General features: G+C 29.4%; 20 protein-coding genes and 1 pseudogene. 13 read left to right on the top strand and 8 right to left on the bottom strand.

Going from position 1 to position 17,285, the window contains the following annotated elements; genetic code table 11:
- Positions 1–212: 212 nt before the first annotated feature.
- Positions 213–2,198: a tetratricopeptide repeat protein gene (locus ACUXVC_RS27680; protein ID WP_446026180.1), complete on the bottom strand. Its 1,986-nt coding sequence runs from the start codon at positions 2,196–2,198 to the stop codon at positions 213–215.
- A 709-nt stretch (positions 2,199–2,907) separates the two neighbouring features.
- On the opposite strand from ACUXVC_RS27680, the pseudogene ACUXVC_RS27675 reads away from it, so the two are divergent.
- From ACUXVC_RS27675 to ACUXVC_RS27655, 5 genes and pseudogenes are all read left to right on the top strand, one after another.
- Positions 2,908–3,384, top strand: a pseudogene (locus tag ACUXVC_RS27675) (excalibur calcium-binding domain-containing protein).
- A gap of 56 nt (positions 3,385–3,440) precedes the next feature.
- Positions 3,441–4,100, top strand: coding sequence for a class D sortase (locus ACUXVC_RS27670; protein WP_243341515.1), 660 nt, complete (start codon positions 3,441–3,443; stop codon positions 4,098–4,100).
- A 376-nt stretch (positions 4,101–4,476) separates the two neighbouring features.
- A complete protein-coding gene (locus tag ACUXVC_RS27665) occupies positions 4,477–4,770 on the top strand; it encodes an LCI fold-containing protein (RefSeq protein WP_000475232.1) in 294 nt (97 codons plus the stop codon).
- Between the two features lie 303 nt (positions 4,771–5,073).
- A complete protein-coding gene (locus ACUXVC_RS27660; RefSeq protein ID WP_446026179.1) occupies positions 5,074–5,709 on the top strand; it encodes a hypothetical protein in 636 nt (211 codons plus the stop codon).
- Positions 5,710–5,994: 285 nt separating this feature from the next.
- A complete protein-coding gene (locus ACUXVC_RS27655) occupies positions 5,995–6,513 on the top strand; it encodes a DUF4352 domain-containing protein (protein WP_446026178.1) in 519 nt (172 codons plus the stop codon).
- 215 nt (positions 6,514–6,728) lie between these two features.
- On the opposite strand, the gene ACUXVC_RS27650 is transcribed toward ACUXVC_RS27655, so the two are convergent.
- On the bottom strand, positions 6,729–8,147 hold the full coding sequence (locus ACUXVC_RS27650) for a hypothetical protein (RefSeq protein WP_153593547.1): 1,419 nt from the start codon (positions 8,145–8,147) through the stop codon (positions 6,729–6,731).
- A gap of 342 nt (positions 8,148–8,489) precedes the next feature.
- Here ACUXVC_RS27650 and ACUXVC_RS27645 point away from each other — a divergent pair, with 342 nt between their 5' ends.
- Together ACUXVC_RS27645 and ACUXVC_RS27640 are read left to right on the top strand one after the other, a co-directional pair.
- Entirely contained in the window at positions 8,490–9,050 is a 561-nt protein-coding gene (locus tag ACUXVC_RS27645) for a DUF4236 domain-containing protein (RefSeq protein WP_153593546.1), read from the top strand.
- 82 nt (positions 9,051–9,132) lie between these two features.
- Positions 9,133–9,342 (top strand): hypothetical protein, encoded by a 210-nt coding sequence (locus tag ACUXVC_RS27640; protein WP_001021325.1) that lies wholly within the window; start codon positions 9,133–9,135, stop codon positions 9,340–9,342.
- A 167-nt stretch (positions 9,343–9,509) separates the two neighbouring features.
- Here the strand turns inward: ACUXVC_RS27640 and ACUXVC_RS27635 are convergent, their stop codons facing one another.
- Positions 9,510–9,926, bottom strand: coding sequence for a hypothetical protein (locus tag ACUXVC_RS27635; RefSeq protein ID WP_446026177.1), 417 nt, complete (start codon positions 9,924–9,926; stop codon positions 9,510–9,512).
- Positions 9,927–10,329: 403 nt separating this feature from the next.
- Between ACUXVC_RS27635 and ACUXVC_RS27630 the strand changes: the two genes are divergently transcribed.
- On the top strand, positions 10,330–10,440 hold the full coding sequence (locus ACUXVC_RS27630; protein WP_000540371.1) for a YjcZ family sporulation protein: 111 nt from the start codon (positions 10,330–10,332) through the stop codon (positions 10,438–10,440).
- A gap of 134 nt (positions 10,441–10,574) precedes the next feature.
- Here ACUXVC_RS27630 and ACUXVC_RS27625 read toward each other — a convergent pair whose 3' ends face one another.
- Positions 10,575–10,853, bottom strand: coding sequence for an ArsR/SmtB family transcription factor (locus tag ACUXVC_RS27625; RefSeq protein ID WP_000347623.1), 279 nt, complete (start codon positions 10,851–10,853; stop codon positions 10,575–10,577).
- Between the two features lie 566 nt (positions 10,854–11,419).
- On the opposite strand from ACUXVC_RS27625, the gene ACUXVC_RS27620 reads away from it, so the two are divergent.
- From ACUXVC_RS27620 to ACUXVC_RS27605, 4 genes are all read left to right on the top strand, one after another.
- Positions 11,420–11,545 carry a hypothetical protein gene (locus ACUXVC_RS27620; protein ID WP_255255515.1) on the top strand — a complete coding sequence of 42 codons (126 nt, stop codon included), beginning with the start codon at positions 11,420–11,422 and terminating at the stop codon, positions 11,543–11,545.
- Between the two features lie 276 nt (positions 11,546–11,821).
- Positions 11,822–11,953, top strand: coding sequence for a hypothetical protein (locus ACUXVC_RS27615; protein WP_255255514.1), 132 nt, complete (start codon positions 11,822–11,824; stop codon positions 11,951–11,953).
- Positions 11,954–11,978: 25 nt separating this feature from the next.
- Positions 11,979–12,101: a hypothetical protein gene (locus ACUXVC_RS27610; RefSeq protein WP_254914842.1), complete on the top strand. Its 123-nt coding sequence runs from the start codon at positions 11,979–11,981 to the stop codon at positions 12,099–12,101.
- Positions 12,102–12,177: 76 nt separating this feature from the next.
- Entirely contained in the window at positions 12,178–13,311 is a 1,134-nt protein-coding gene (locus ACUXVC_RS27605; protein ID WP_446026176.1) for a peptidase M50, read from the top strand.
- A 71-nt stretch (positions 13,312–13,382) separates the two neighbouring features.
- Here ACUXVC_RS27605 and ACUXVC_RS27600 read toward each other — a convergent pair whose 3' ends face one another.
- From ACUXVC_RS27600 to ACUXVC_RS27590, 3 genes are all read right to left on the bottom strand, one after another.
- Positions 13,383–13,739: a hypothetical protein gene (locus ACUXVC_RS27600; protein WP_095691736.1), complete on the bottom strand. Its 357-nt coding sequence runs from the start codon at positions 13,737–13,739 to the stop codon at positions 13,383–13,385.
- A gap of 325 nt (positions 13,740–14,064) precedes the next feature.
- A complete protein-coding gene (locus ACUXVC_RS27595; RefSeq protein WP_000394762.1) occupies positions 14,065–14,220 on the bottom strand; it encodes a hypothetical protein in 156 nt (51 codons plus the stop codon).
- Positions 14,221–15,025: 805 nt separating this feature from the next.
- On the bottom strand, positions 15,026–15,319 hold the full coding sequence (locus ACUXVC_RS27590) for an LCI fold-containing protein (RefSeq protein WP_098361006.1): 294 nt from the start codon (positions 15,317–15,319) through the stop codon (positions 15,026–15,028).
- Between the two features lie 383 nt (positions 15,320–15,702).
- Here ACUXVC_RS27590 and ACUXVC_RS27585 point away from each other — a divergent pair, with 383 nt between their 5' ends.
- A complete protein-coding gene (locus ACUXVC_RS27585) occupies positions 15,703–15,801 on the top strand; it encodes a YjcZ family sporulation protein (protein ID WP_446026175.1) in 99 nt (32 codons plus the stop codon).
- Between the two features lie 553 nt (positions 15,802–16,354).
- Here the strand turns inward: ACUXVC_RS27585 and ACUXVC_RS27580 are convergent.
- A complete protein-coding gene (locus ACUXVC_RS27580; RefSeq protein WP_095691730.1) occupies positions 16,355–17,026 on the bottom strand; it encodes a hypothetical protein in 672 nt (223 codons plus the stop codon).
- Positions 17,027–17,285: the final 259 nt, after the last annotated feature.

Here is a 17,285-nt window from a genome sequence, read left to right as displayed (position 1 = left end):
AGAAGCATGCTTGTTGGATAAGTATTTGTTCAGTGAAAAACTTATTTTATATTTGATTCGGTTCAGTTTAAACATTTCTAAACGCAAAAATTAAAAACATCTCGTAGGTGACTTAATTTTATGACAGCGACTTAATACGATGCACATTAATGTAATAAATTCATAGTTTGCCACCCAAAAATAATTCTGGTTATTTTTGTAAAGATATTCAACTAATCTCTTTCTTCATCTCTTTCTGCCGCTACTTCGTCTAAACTTGCTCTTAAGCTTTTAATAATTGGGTCAAGTTTAGAGCCATACTGTGGTTCTATTCCTATGGCCATGGTAAAATCTTTTATTGCCTCTTCTTGATTACCCTTACTATTAAACACAATTCCACGATTATAATAAGCCAATGCATAATCTGGTTTCAATTCTATTGCTTTTGTATAACCCCTTATTGCCTCTTCTTGATTACCCTTACTTTCAAACACAAGACCGCGATTATTATGGGCCTGTGCATAATCTGGTTTCAATTCTATTGCTTTTGTATAATCTCTTATTGCCTCTTCTTGATTACCCTTACTGCTAAACACATTTCCGCGATTATTATAGGCCTGTGCATAATCTGGTTTCAATTCTATTGCTTTTGTATAATCTCTTATTGCTTCTTCTTGATTACCCTTACTGTTAAACACAAGACCGCGATTATTATAGGCCTTTGCATAATCTGGTTTCAATTCTATTGCTTTTGTAAAGTCTCTTATTGCTTCTTCTTGATTACCCTTACTTTCAAACACAAGACCGCGATTATTATAGGCCTTTGCAAAATCTGGTTTCGATTCTATTGCTTTTGTAAAATCTCTTATTGCTTCTTCTAGATTACCCTTATTTTTAAACGCAATTCCACGATTATTATAAGGCTCTGCATAATCCGATTTCAATTCTATTGCTTTTGTAAAATCTTTTATTGCTTCTTCTACATTACCCTTACTGTTAAACGCAATTCCACGATTATTATAGGCCTTTGCAAAATCTGGTTTCAATTTTATTGCTTTTGTAAAATCTTTTATTGCTTCTTCTACATTACCTTTACTGCCAAACACATGTCCGCGATTATTATAGGCCTTTGCATAATTCGGTTTCAATTCTATAGCTTTTGTATAATTTCTTATTGCTTCTTCTAGATTACCCATATCTTTAAACGCAATTCCACGATTATAATAAGGCTCCGCATAATCCGATTTCAATTCTATTGCTTTTGTATAATCCCTTATTGCCTTCTCTTGATTACCCTTACTGTTAAATACAGTTCCGCGATTATTATAGGCAAATGCATAATCTGGTTTCAATTCTATTGCCTTTGTAAAATCTCCTATTGCTTCTTCTGGATTACCCATATTTTTAAACGCAATTCCACGACTATTATAGGCCAATGCAAAATCCGGGTCTAATTTTATAGCTTTTGTAAAATCTCTTATTGCTTCTTCTAGATTACCCATATTACTAAAAACTAATCCACGATAAGCAAAAGTAATAGGATTGTTTGGATTTAGGATAATAGATTTTCCAAAGTCGTCCAAGGCTTTATGTGGCATGTTATTTTTTCTATAAACATTACCACGCATAGCATATGACCTCGACAAAACTAATGAATCCTTTTCATTTTCAATAATATCTGTGAGTACAATTATCTGTTCATCACTCTTATCAAGTTGATTGATCTGATCAAATTTTATCTTCCAATCCTCTTCTTGATTGACCGTTTCGGTCAGTCTTTTGTTTTCTACGCTAAATTCCTCTATTTTCTGGTTGTTTTTTGATAAGCTAAACAAAACAAGTCCTAAACTTGCAATTGTTAAAGCATTACTTATTGATGATGAGCTTATTTCAAGAGAGAAAAAGTCATTAAGCCCCATCATCTTTTCTTTTAAGAATACATGGATAACTTTCAATTGCAGGATTTGAGGAATTGTTATTGAAAATAATATTCCTAAAAATAACATTAGGCCACTTTTTTTAGCAAACATTTCATATAAGGTAAAAAACAAACCTGAAAAAGCGAACGAAATTAAATATGAAACATTATTAAATGCTCCAACAAATGCAATTGGAATCAAAATAAAGAAGGATATAGCAACATAGAAAATGAAAGAATTAGATGAATCAATGTTTTCTTTAAAAAATCTCTTAGCACTCAAAGTAGTAAATAGTTTCAAATGTATTAGTCTCCTTATTTTCTAGACATGTAAAAAGTCTGTATAATTTGATATATTAATTTATCAAATATGAAAAGCCATCTCAATCTCAAGATTGCAATCTAAATTCATCTGGTTCAATTGTTATATCATCTACTGTAATATTCAACTTACCGCTCCATCCAAATATAAAAGAATATATTAGATTCCTCAAATTGATAATATCAAAAAAATGACATAATATCCCTAAGAATTTTACAATTCCTGCTGTTTTTAGGTAAATGCAATAACTTTTTCTCTTATTCAAATAGTAACATTCCATAAGAAAGATTCAGCCAACTATGATAAATACGGAAATTATAAACAAGTTGAACAAATGACTCTAGAAGAGATCAAAAAAGAAGCTGAAGAGTTCATGGCAGATTATTTAAATCGATAAAATATAGATATAAACCACATTTCTCAATGAACAAAGCAATTTAACATGGTAAAATAATATTCGGATGGGAGTCCATACATATTATTAAAATTAAAGTGGTTCAAGTCGGAAGGCACCTTAGGGTGTCTTTTTTATTTTTGTTCGACAGAATATGACAACATACGAATAAATAGTTTGCTATTATCATATGAAAATCTTACATTTATCTACATAATATTATTATGTTTTAAAGTTTTTAAATGTAAAAATTTCCGATGTAAATACATACCATTTAGGGAGATGGGGAAAATCCTGAAAAAATTATTAGCTTCAGCAACAGCGGTAACACTATTAACAGTGGGGTACAGTTCTGCTGCATTTGCAGAAAAAAATCCAAACGACAAGAATTGCGGTCACTTTAAAAACAAACAAGAAGTTATGGAATTCTGGCACAGCAATGGATACAGTGCAACTAACGATCCTCATGACTTAGATCGTGACAATGACGGCTTACCTTGTGAAGTTAAAAAAGGGGACTACGATCAATTTTTAGCTAGCAAGTAAACTACTAAAAAAGATGAAAACAAACCTCAAGAACAAACTAAGCCTCAAACAACTGCAAAAGAAACAAAGAAAAATACTAATACAGTTGTGAAAAAAGAAACGAAAAAACAAGGTGAAAAATTACCTAATACAGCATCAAACGGTGTTACAATGATGTTAGTAAGCTTAGGCTTAGCATTAGCTGGATTTGTATTAATGTTCCGTCGTAAAAAGACAAACGCATAAAATAGTTCCTTAAAACGGCAGGAGAAATCCTGTCGTTTTCAAATGGAGTGATAAAAATGAATAAAAAGCAATGGATAGGCTTATGTTTAACTGTTATTGGACTAACTATCTTTTCCTATTATTTTCTAGAATGGTATGGTGCTAGACAATCAGCAGAGTCGCTAACGACCAACGAAGCGAAACACTATGAGACCTCCACACCTTCTAAAGAAAATGAAACAACAAATATCAATCAAACAGAGACAAACACTGAGACTTCATTACAACCTGCAGAACCTGTACAAATTCCAGCTTCAACGGTAAACCATCAATTAGGAGATAAAGTAGCATATTTAATTATCCCTAAAATACAAAAGAAATATTCTGTATATTGGGGAGCTGATGATAAAGTACTAAAAAAGGGTGTAGGTATGTTTGTTAGTGACTTAACTACTACACCATCTGGAAATGGCCATACAGTTTTAAGTGGACATAGAGATACTGTTTTTACCGAGCTTGGTCAACTAAAGGAAAATGACCAACTTATCGTGGAATATGAAAATAAAACATATACATATGAAATTAATAAGCATTGGATAACGGATTCAGAAGATCGAACAGTTATTGTAGACAAAAGTGAGCCAACATTAACCTTAACAACTTGCTATCCTTTTGACTATATAGGAGACGCTCCAGATCGGTACATAATTGAATCATCTCTACTTTCCATCCGGTGAGGATTGGCGTCCAATACATATTATTAAAATTAAGATGGTTCAAGTCAGAGGAAGGCGCCTTAGGGTGTCTTTTCTTTATTTCCAAAAAGGGTATCGAGGGACTAGCCTTTTCTAATTTGAAAGTAAACTTTTGAATATAAATTCACAAAAAAAGTTTGAGTTCTATACTTCTTACTCCATAAATAATTTAGTTTTCTTCCAATCATTGACTTGAGATTCACTACTAATAGAACTAATTATTTTTAAATCTTTTCACATTAATTGTATAGTTTGAATATTCAATTAAATATTTATAAATAAATTCAAATGTTATAAAATATAAATAATATGGTATTGTTATTTATGTAATATTCATTCCAAAAAAGGGGGATTTTTCATGTTCAAGAAAGTAATAATTGGAACATTAGCAACTGGAATTATGTTATCTGGTGCTGGAGGAGTATTTGCGGAAACACCTACTGATACAGGTGTAAAATTAAAAACGATTGATAATAAAAAAAGTTTTGTTAAGAAAAAAGAAAAACAAGACTTTCCTGGTTACAAATCAAAAGGGGAAATACCTACTGTAAAAGAGTGGGATGGAGTGACTTGGTATTTAAAAGGAGCAACTGAAGTAAGTAAAAATTCATGGACAGGACATTATGAAGGATGGCGAACAAGTAATAATTAAAAAACTTTAATTAAGTTTTCCAAGAAAACAAGTAAACAAATAAAAAGAAGACCGAACTAGATTGTTATTCTAGTTCGGTCTTCTTTTTATTTTAAATTCATTAATAATTAATTTTTTCATATCACTATAAAATACCATTATTAACATCCCTAATATAGTTATAAATAAAGAAATTCCTTCAATGCCATTTTTCAAAATTAAGATGGTTCAAGTCCCAGTAAGGCACCTTGGGGTGTCTTTTTTTCTACCTGTAACTGTTTAATTGTTATATAATAATATTACTGTATTTTAGGAGGAACATAAATGAACAAAAAACTAATCATTGGAATTATCGCGGTACTAGTAGCTATCATTGCTTCCGTAGCTATTTTTAAGGATTTCAAATCAGAAGATATGAAACCTAAGTATTCACAAAAAGATATGGATAAAATTATCGATAAACACTTTAATGAACAACAAGAATTAAAAACACAAATCAAAGAGTTGAAATCTAAAGTAGACTCCTATGAAAAAGAGCAAACTAGTTCACTTCAAAAAACTACACAGCCGAGTCAAGAAACACCTAAACCACAAGAACAAGAACAGCCTAAAAAAGAAGACGTAAAGCCGGAGTCTCAACCGGAAAAGAAAGAAGTACCTAAACCGGAACAAACTACTGGAACATTAGCGAACCCAGTAAAGAACATCGACAAAACGGAAGCTATGAATAAGGTTAAAGAAAAAGCTAAGAAAGACTTCCCAGATGATTATTCTACTCAAAATTATGTTGCAAATAAACAATCCAAAGCATTTGACTATTTAAATAACATTGAAATTAAGTCGCAAGAAGAATTAAATATTATAAATAAGGCACTACGTGATTTTCCTACTGATTTTTCAACAGCAAAATATGTATATGAAAAACAAATGAAAGCTAAAGGTGAGCAAGAGGCCCAGTAATAATTTAATAAAATACATAATAAACATGGGAAAATAATAATTGGATGGGAGTCCAATACATATTATTTTAATTAAGATGGTTCAAGTCAGAGGAAGGCACCTTAGGGTGTCTTTTCTTTATGAATAAGAGATAGATGGAAAAAATAAATTATAGGACAGCAATATAGTCTAAAACTTCTAAACTATCTTTTTATTTCCTTTTGACATAATATGACAATATAAAGATATTTAATTTGTTATTATTAACGTGGCAATCTTACATTTTACATAATTGGAGGAACAAACGTGGGAAAAATATTTAAGTTTGGATGCCTAGGCATTATAGCTTTATTTGTAATCGGAATAATTGCTATGGTTGCTGGTGGTGGAGATTCAACAGAAAAAACTTCAACAGATACTAAAGCAGTATCAAAAGAAGGTGTATCTTCTGATGTGAAAATCTCTGTAGGATCTATGGAAACAGTAGATTCTGTGGGTAATGAATACTCAAAAGAACAAGCACAAGGTGTCTTTAAGATTTTAGAAGTTACACTTACTAATAATCAAAAAGACGCTATCACTGTTGATACTAACAGCTTTAAATTGGTAGATAACAAAGGTCGTGAATTCACATCTTCTGTACAAGGTCAATCATCTTTTGACTTAGCTAACGGTGGAAAAACTGACTTCTTCTTAAAACAATTAAATCCTGGTCTAACACAGACAGGGAAAGTTGTATTTGATATACCAAAAGATGCTGAAGGACTTTTCTTAAAAGCTAGTGGCGGTATGACAGGTAAAGAAATTAATTTAAAAGTAGAATAGGAAAAAGGTACTCGAAAGAGTGCCTTTTTTTCTTAACAACTGACATTACTTAATGTAGTAAAATATTATTTGGACGAAAGTCCAAATGCATATTATTAAAATTAAAGTGGTTCAAGTCGGAGGAAGGCACCTTTGGGTGTCCTCCTCCGACTTGAAATTCATAAAATTCCTATGTAATTAAAATAAAATTTTATACATTTCCATCAAACAAACTACTAATTATTTTCTTGATTTAATTCTTTTTCCTTAGTCTCCAAATAAGCCATGCACTCGTGCCAATCATTAAAACTTAGCTTATCCTCTTTCCCTTCTAACAACTCCAACGTCTCTCTTGCCTTTTTTAAATCTTCTACGTACAAATAAGATACTCCTAATATATAAACAAGATCATTTTGTAAATTCTTCTTATTTTTTAAAATATTAATTATTTCATTGTATTTAGGATTTTCACTACTAAACTCTAAATATGCTATATATTCTTCAACATCTAGAACTTTAAATACATATGGGTTTTCTTGCTGTTGTTTTTTTATTTCTTGAAGCAGATCAATACTTTTTTGAATGTTTTGCTCCTCACCAATATCCACTAACACTTCAGCTAATAAATATTTACAAAATGTATCATCTGGGTTATCTACTAAACTACTCTCAAAACATACTTTTGATTTCAATAAATCTCTTTTTGTACCTTTATAAAATACCAACCCTGCTAAAACCTTATCCTCAAAAATTTCTAGATAATCATCATTATCCAAATTATGCTTAGCTCTTATCTTATCGTAATCTTTTTGTTCTAAATTTCTTAATGCAAATATCCATTCTTTCCCCTCATATATCTGTTCCTTATATTCCACAAGGATTGCGAATACTCTTTCAAATGTCAAAAATATAGTAACTGTTAAAAATAGCAAACTTATGGAACCTTGTGTTTTATTTTGTAAAATATTCGAAATTACAATAGGTATAAACACTATAAATACGACAAATCTTTTCGCTCTAATACTATCTTTATTAAAACTTGAATACGTAATTAAAATAGCATAAATAGCTGTCCAAAAAAACAAAATCTCCAATATATGGGTTACAAAGAAAGCATCTGGCACCATTGCATATGTAATAAATAATGTAACAAAAATAAAAATTGACCCTATAATAACTAAAGATTTTTCTATTTTTAAATTTATAACTACTAAACGTAATATACTATTACTTATCGCTAAAATTTTCACCATTCTAAACTCATTATTATCTTTATTTAAATAAACTATAATAGCTGAAATAAATGCTATTAAAATTAACCATAAAAATATATCTTTAAAGCTTATATCTGGAATTGGTATTATAAGTAAGGAAGGTGGTAAGAATTCTCCCTCTCCTGTAAAGATATATCCTAAAGTTTTTACAAAAGATACAATAATGCTATTAAAAGATGGTAAGAAAGTAATAAAAACATATAGTAATGCCCCAAAAAGATACGAAAGTAATAATAATGCCATTAAATCAATAGCATAAATACCAAATTTCTTTTTAAATTTATTCTCCGATTCATTCAATTCGTTTTCCAACTCATTAAATTTTAATAGGGCATTATCAAGCACCTTTATAATTAATAAAAACATTCTCAAAAAAGCCATAAATTATATTCTCCTTCCTGCAAAATTTCCTATTAAATTTAATAAATAATAGATCATTTAACTATATAGAGAAAATATTATTCAATCTATATGTTAAATTTAAAATATAAATAATCCCATTTATTGATGGTATAATAAGCTTACTCGATAATTGTTGTATTTTTAGCAATACAATACCTGCTTAGCACCAAATGTCCAAGTAAAAGAGAACTCATAAAACGCCTTAAATTATTAAATTTAAATATCATAATTTTATTATAAAATAATATATTAATATTAACACTAAAAATTTGTTATAATTAGTAAAGAATTCTATTAATTAGATAGAGAGGATACAATATTATGGGTTATAAATTTCGTAGAATTATCCAGTTTTCCCCGGGTGTGAAAATTAACTTTACATACACAGGTACGGGAGGGAACTCTATTCCACCTGAATCAAGAACGACATCTTATATACCTGGAACTGGAATCTCGTATACACCACGAATAGCTGAGTCAAACAACTATTATATACAACGAGGATATCAAGGACCAAACACTTCCTATCCCACTATGGATGAACAAGAATACAATACGGTAAATGCATTTGAGCCAGTAAAAGAAACCCAAACTTACCTTGTTACTGCTTTTCGTAAAAAGGATAATCAAGTAAACTCCGTAGGTAGAAAACTAATGAAACCACTTTCCATAATTACAGGCGTGTTTGCGGGCCTATTCTTAATTATGATGCTTATTATACCTGCTCTAATCATGGCATTCTTTTCTTTCCTATGCTATAAAAATATAAAAACACCATTTGCAGTTGTATGCCCAGAATGTGATGCTGAGAATCTATTCATTTTTGAAGAAGAGAAGATTGCTTGTCGTAAATGTGAGAGTACTCTTATAATCCAAAAATAAATGGTTCTCAAATTAACATCTCTTTATTAGTCAAAACAATATAAATCTAATTATAAATATAAATAGATAAAAAGAGGGATAAGTGAATATCATTATTAACTTTGAAGCGTTTAATCCAACTATAAACGACTTAGCTATCAAACTTGCTATGGTACTGTTTATACCGTTATTCTTAGCATTGATTGTCAAAGTGATACTTATGAAATTTATGAAAGAATCAATTGCTGGCAGATTAGCAAGTCTATCTTTGTTATTCTTTATGTACTATGTATTTAAATTTATTACAGCGTAAAAGGCACCTTTGGGTGTCTTTTTTCTGCATTAAAAATGCCTACCTATTTCCCTAGGTAGGCATTTTGTGACTTTGTATTTGCAAACGATGATATTATGACAAAACTCCTTAATCCCCAAACTCTCTGATCGTTCTTCTGCAATACGCTTAAAATGGTTCTATGTATACTAGTCTAAAGTACGAGCAGCTGCATAGAACGATCCAGAACCACCATTTCTGTGAGTAACTTTAAGCTTATATTTACCTTTTGAAAGAGTATTGTACGTATTTGTAAAACCCTTTCCTGCTGCTAACGATCCAGAACCAATAACATTACCTTTTGAGTCTTTTAAAGACCAGTCAAGTGTACCTTTAGTATTGTTCGTCATATGAACTCTCATATCCGCTTTTTTTACATGCTCGAACGGTACTTCTCTTTCACCATTTATCAGACTGAAATCATCTTTAAGTATTTGGGTACGTTGGATAATTGGTGCTGAATTTTTAGTATTATCTACACCTTCTTTACTTGCTGATGCTGCTCCAATCCCTCCAGTTAATACGATACCAGTTGCTAATGTTCCTACTACTAATTTCTTAAACATAATAAATCCCCCTTAAATATGTTTTATAACTTGCACCTTAAATGTATCACTTTTGTAACTTTTGTAAATATTTTCAATTTATATAAATATTTATTTAATTATTAACAATATTGGAATTGAATTTTATCAAATGGAAAATAGAGGGATTTGAAGAGTTATGTAACAATGCATAATAAATCAAGCAAATATCATGATATACTCTCAAAGAGCTGATACAAAATTTCTTTAGATTGGAAAACTAAAGTCTTATCTACCTAAAAGGAAGGCGCCTTATGGCGTCTTTTTTCTATCTTCAAAAGGACCTGCTCAATTCATTCTTGAAAACATAAGGTAAAGTGAACCCATTAAAATCCATGGAATGAACCCTAGTTTTTCCCTCTAATCTAAAGGAGGCACTATTGTTATGGGATATGGTGGTAGTTGCGGCGAAGGCTGCGGTTTTGCTGGAGGATTCGCTTTATTAGTTGTATTGTTTATTTTATTAATCATTATCGGATGCAGTTGTTTCTGCTAAAAACTATTGGAAAAGGCACCCTTATATGGGCGCCTTTTTGTATATTAAAAACCTACCTATTTCCATAGGCGGGCTAGATGTGATTTTGCACAATTGATTTATAGCAAAATCATTTATATTGAAAGTAATTAAAATTAACTTAGTAATCCTAATACCTTAATAATCTCAATTGTTTTATTATCTTTTATTTTGAAATAAAGCCTTTTCCCTATACGTTCACTAATTACAATATTTCCAAAGGCTAATTTACGCAAATGTTGTACAATCAAATCCTCTGTAATTCTTGTTTGCTTACTTAAATCAGAAACTGACAACGATCCATATGTAATCAATTTACAAACAATTGATAAGCGAGTAGAATTCCCTAATAACCCTAAAACTTTTATACTTTCGGTATAGAAACTAAAATCCATATGAAAAGCATGTAACAGATCTTCCAACCTCCTAAAATAAGATGAATATCAACCAAAATATCTTAACATAAAAATAGTAAAAAACACCCTAAAATATACCAATTAGTCATTGAGAAAAATGATACTTGAATGGGAGTCCAATACATATTATTAAAATTAATGTGGTTCAAGTCGGAGGAAGGCACCTTAGGGTGTCTTTTTTTTTGTTAAACACACAATGTTTTAATACGTTTGACAAAAAATAATCCCAATAAATTAACTAATTAAAGACTTCAAGCACTTTGACTAGCTTTTGTCCTTGAAAACTAACCTTCAGTAGTTGGACCGTTCCTATTAATTTCTCTATCTCAATCCCTATTCCCTGAAAGACGCTGTCTTACTGCCTCATTACATTGTTTAGGATATTTTATATTAGGGGTAAAGAAGCAATAATATGTAATTATGCATATTTGTAAAAAGTTGTTTATTTTTAGCAAATAATATCTTATTATATCAATATTGCGTTAAAAAATTATTGATATATTTAACTTAAATAGAATTTTTATACAATTTTGGGTGGGGATATTATGAAGTTAAAAAAAGTTCTTATAATCGGATTCCTATGTACACTTGTTGTTGCATTAAGTGGCTGTGAGTTTTGGGAAGGATATAAAGAAGGACTTGGTGTAAAAACTGAAAAAGTTGACAAATAATGTATAAGAATTTATTTTCTTATACATTTTAATAACTATTCATAGATTGGAGGAATAAGATTATGTTTAACTTGGAAAGATTAGAAGGTATAGTAGCTCCATTCATACCTACAGGTCCAATTAAAGCGTTAAAAAAGTTTTTCTTTTAATCTATAAATTTATATATTTTAATCATTGACTTTTAATTAAAGATATATTAGTATAATGAACGATTAATAGTTCTTATAATTTATATATATGGATATTAACATTTTATTTAATACAGGAGGAATTGACATGGAATTTAAAATGGAAAGATTAGAAGTAGTTGCAGCACCAATTAAAGTGAATTGGGGGCGAGTTGCTGGTTATGCAGCAGGATATGGAACTAAGTGGTACATCTGTGAAAATACAGGCGTTTGTTGGTAATAAATAATATTTAGGAGGATTACAAATGAATTTTCAATTAGAACGATTAGAAGAAGTTACAGCACCTAAAGGTTTCGGCAAGGTTTGGAAGAAAGTTAAAGGACCAGCGATTGAATTTGGTAAAGGGTTCCTTGAAGGTTTCCTATAAGAAATAAATTATAAAAACATTAAAAAATGAGCATTTATGCTCATTTTTTTCAATATTATCGAAAAGGTGAATGAGTTTGTATAATGAATTGCAGCAAGAAATACAAAGTGTAGAAATTACATATATGGAAGATCACTTCATTATTAAGAATGGGGAAGTATTTTTTAAAGTTGGGATAAAAGAAGGACAAATCATACAAGATTTACAACAGGGGTTAGATAGGGAAGAACTTTTAAACAAACATGGATTAACAATTACTGATTTTGATAAATTTATAAACGAGTTGCGGAGAATAGAGATTTTAGGAGAAATAAAAAAAGAACCCTTTAATATATTGTTTTTAAAGTATCCTTTTTATAATCCAACATCTGTTTTAGAAAAAATTAATAAGTTACTTCATAATAATTATATAAGGTTTCTATTACTATGGGGCTCTATTTTTATTATCTTAAGTGCTACATATGTTTTAATTAATAATATGAATGTAATGGTTGATCATGCATTTCAGAATGTATTACATTTAAATTGGTATGAATATTTAATTTTGTATGTATCTATATTTACTATTTCTGTAATACATGAAATGGGACATGCAATAACTTGTAGGTATTATGGTGGGGAAGTTAAATATATTGGTTTTTTACTTCTATGTTTCTCACCCGCTTTATATACTGATGTAAGTAGCACCCGTCTCTTTAAATCTAAAAAAGAGAAAGTTATTGTGTTTTTAGCAGGAGCCTATTTTGAACTAACAATATTAGCTATCCTTATATTATTTAGAGGATATTTAGAACAATATCAATTACTAATCAATATTTTTGTACTAGGGAATCTAGTTGCTATGATTATGAACTTCATACCATTTATTAGATTAGATGGGTATTGGATATTATCAGCTGTCACAGAAATTACTAATTTATATTCTAAATCATTAAAAGTAGTGATTTATGTAATTAGAAATAGACAATTACCACAAGCAAAAAATGTTAACGTTAAATTTATTTTTATTTACGGTATCTTAAATTTTGTATTTTTAATTTTTTCAATTATTACAGGACTATATATATTTGTTGAATTCTTCTCATATGAAGGAATTGCGGGTTGGCTGAAAGTTGCAGTAATTATATTTGAATCAACCATCTTAGCAATAATTAGTTATCAAATTTGGAAATCATTTAAAAATAGCATATTAAATGATGGCACAAATTAATACGAAATAGCTCTTTAATAAAAAATCCGACTCATTTTTTAATGAGTCGGATTTTTTATTAAAGAATAGTGCTAATTTTGTGGTTCGGCACCATCTAAATTTGGAAACCATGAAAGTATAGGTACTCTATATCCACGTAAAGTAAAATCGTAATTTTTTCCTTCTTTTATGTTTGCTTGCAGATCCGCTGAATTAAACTTCATCATAAGAAGGCTATCCTCATTAGAAATAACTTTTTCGGTTCCATTTTTTTGCTCAACGACTATATAAAATTTATCTTGTTTTCCATGCCTTTTAGAATATTTATCAGTAACAGTTCCTTCAAGATGTGTTACATGAATGTAATTAACCACTGCGGTGATTATTAATATCGGAACAATTATGAGAAATAATATAATACCTAATTTACCCTTATCTGTATCTGTCATGAATCTTTTTCTCTCTCCTCAAAAACATATAAAATTTTTAATTTATAAAACTATTATAATATAGTGATGATTTACATTCAATAAATTAATATTCTTTTATAGAACTATATTGATTTTAAATGAAGATAGTTCTATTCGGAGGAAGACACCTTGGCGTATCTTTTCTTTTGTACATTATATCTATTACGTGCTCATTGATTTTTTATGTACGTTTGATATAATTACTGTAGTAGTATTACAGTAATAGCTTGTGTATATAATAAAAGAAGAGATGCGCTAACATCTCTTCTAATAACTGCTACCGTCAGGGTGGTGGTTATATCATTTATTTTTTACGAAACCCACCCTTTTGCTTTGGACGGCGACGAGGAGTGGGTTTTTTGTTATCTTTTTCTAAAATTTGTTTCCTAAAAACATACGCAGAAACTTCACGTACAATGGCTTTCACAAATTCTTTTAGAAGCTCAAACAAAAACTCCATAGGTATATCACCCCCTTTCCTTCCAAATGGAAAGAAGGGATAACCAATCACCCTCACAATATACAGTTAATCCTATTCTATCATACTAGTACAATCTCACCAATATAAAAAAGACCACCATTACTGGCAGTCCTTTTTGGGTAGTTTTAGAAATTAAATTATAACATATTAATATACGGATGATAAATATGTTTTTTTCCTAAAGATACTATAAATTTTTTATAATTCTTGATTTCTCAATCTTCATTGCATGTTAAATTTTCCTATAAGGATTAACAAATAACATTAAAATTATCCATCCACTAGATTATTAAAAAAAACTGGGTATCTATATAATTATTTGGTAAAATATAGATATAATTTAAGAGGGTAAAGTTAATATAGATCAACTAAGTAATACAAAAAATGTTTTATTGCATAAAAAAGACTCCATTGCTGGAGCACTCAAAATAAACAAACGAATTAAAACAAGAAACAGACAATTTAACTATATAGATAAAATATAAATAAATCTATATATATGCAAAAATAAATATAAAAATTCTATTTATTGATGCTATAATAGACTTACTCGATGATTGTTATATTTTTTATGGTTATTAAGCAATACAATACCTTCTTAACACCAAGTGTACAAGTAAAAGAAGACATCTTAATCGATGTCTTCTTTTCTTACATAATAACAACATAATAAAATTAAGATGGTTCAAGTCAGAGGAAGGTACCTTAGGGTGTCTTCTCTTTATGAGGGATAATCCTATACAAAGAAAAAAGCCTCAGATATTGAGGCTTCCCAGTAAATATTTTAGTATTTTCTTCCTTCATAATAAGCTTCATATTGTCCATCCATGTCTTTGATACCTTTAAGGTACCACGTAATCCCTTGATTATCAGTATATGAATTTGCAAATATTCTTTGGCTCTTACATTCATATTTATAATATATACCACTTCCTTTCTGAGTTTCTTGAGGTTGTGTATTTTTACACTGCATAGCTATTTCGCTTGCTGTATTCTCTGTACTTGCTGATGCTGCTCCAATCCCTCCAGTCAATGCAATACCTGTTGCTAATGCTCCAACTACTAATTTCTTGAACATAATAAATCCCCCTTTAATAGTTTTTTATAACTTGCACCTTTAATGTATTATTTTTGAAAATATTTTGAATATGCAGAAATATTTATTTAAATTTTGGTAATATACTTTATCAAATGGAAAATAGAGGGATTTATAATGATATGTAATAATGCATGTTCATTCAGCAAAAAATCGTGATAAAATCTAAGCACCTGTTCTATTTTTTTCAATTAAAATGGAAACCTTACTTCTTATTTACCCAAATGGGAGGCGCTTTATGGCGTCTTTTTTTATTTTCAAAAAGCCATGCTCATTTAATCCATAAAAACATAAAGTAATTTGAATCCATTAAAATACATGAGTGACTCCTTATTTTTCTCCTACTCTTTAAAGGAGGAATTATTATGGGCTTTGGTGGTAGCTGTGGCTTTGCAGGAGGATTTGCTTTATTAGTTGTATTATTTATTTTATTAATTATTGTGGGAGCTTCTTGCTTCTGCTAAAAAACCATTAGAAAAGGCACCCTTATATGGGCGCCTTTTCTTTATGTATATTATTTATTATCCAATTCATTGATTTTATTATAAACACATTTTATTTCTCCAAAATTTCACTATTACTGATAGTCTTTTTAGGTAAATTTAGAGATATTAATTATATTATAAAAATATTAGGATGAATAAATTGTTATTATTCTCTTGTAATCTTTATCATCCACCATTTAAAGTTTCTTTAAACTATTACATAACATATGTTTTTTTGTACCATGCTTTGTTAATGCATTTAACCTTCTTAGATATTGAGGTTTTAGAATTATCCCTTGGTATAGCTATATCATTAGAACATCCTGCGATATTTAAACAAAATGTAGCCAATAAAGACAATAATATTAATTTATTCAAATAATCACTTCTAACTCTTTTTTAATTAACATTTTGATATAAAATAAACGTCTCACTAATTTTACATTAGATTAAAAGTTGAAAACTATTCTTATAATCATAAAATGTTAAATTTTTGTCCAATGAGATAGTAATACCCCTCCTAAAAACCTGCTTATTTCCCTAGGTCAGTCTTCTTAAATTCTTCAGCATCATGAAATCCTAAATCGAACGAATACAACGTTTCTAATGTCTCTGAAGCTCCAATATATTTCAAAATACTCTCTATATCTTTGTATGATTGAAAATATAAAATTTTTGCTTTTGGTATTTTCCCGTCAGTTTGTAATTTTTTCTTCTTAATACCTAATTCTTCAAACATAAAATTATTTAAATGCTCCAAGATATCTTCAGACCCATGAATACGAAAGCGTGGTCTAACATAAATTTTATTTTCAGATCGTTTAACTTTTATCGTGCCAAGTTCATGCCTCAATAAAACATATTTTTTAATGAATATTTTTTTATTAAACTCACCTTTAGGAAATAACCTAGATTTTCCTCGTATCGGTGTCCAACCAAATTCTTTTACCTTTGTAATAAATGGATGGTCACTATTCATAGACATATACCATTCCACATACCCTTTATCTTCACAATATCTTGATCTTGTTTCTTTCCCAAAGAAATCAGCAAACTTTTTTACTATCACTTGTGACTTATGAGTGAATTGAAAATAACCTCCTGATTCATAACCATTACGCCATACCATACCTAAAGCCTCTGAAAATACATCTGTTTTAATAAAATCATCTATCCAATTCTTCTCTATAAGATTATTAGTCATAAAATATTCCCCTTAAATTTTATCCTTCTAATCAATTGTAAAATAATACTTTATTTCTATAAACAAGAAATTAACCTTATAAATTTCACGTACTATATCCGATGTGTAAAACCAAATCTTGCAATAAAACCTATTCTACCATCCGTCCCCTTATCCTCTAACCAAAAAAGTAGTAAATCCTCTATTTATTCCTCTATCTTAGTGATTCATTCCCCCATGAGTTAAACACTCTCATATTTTTCTGCTTTTCTTCATAATT

The sequence above is a fragment of the Bacillus sp. N6 genome, assembly GCF_052805735.1.
The sequence above is the reverse complement of the archived record's forward strand: the minus strand, read 5'-3'. Positions and strand labels throughout refer to the sequence as shown.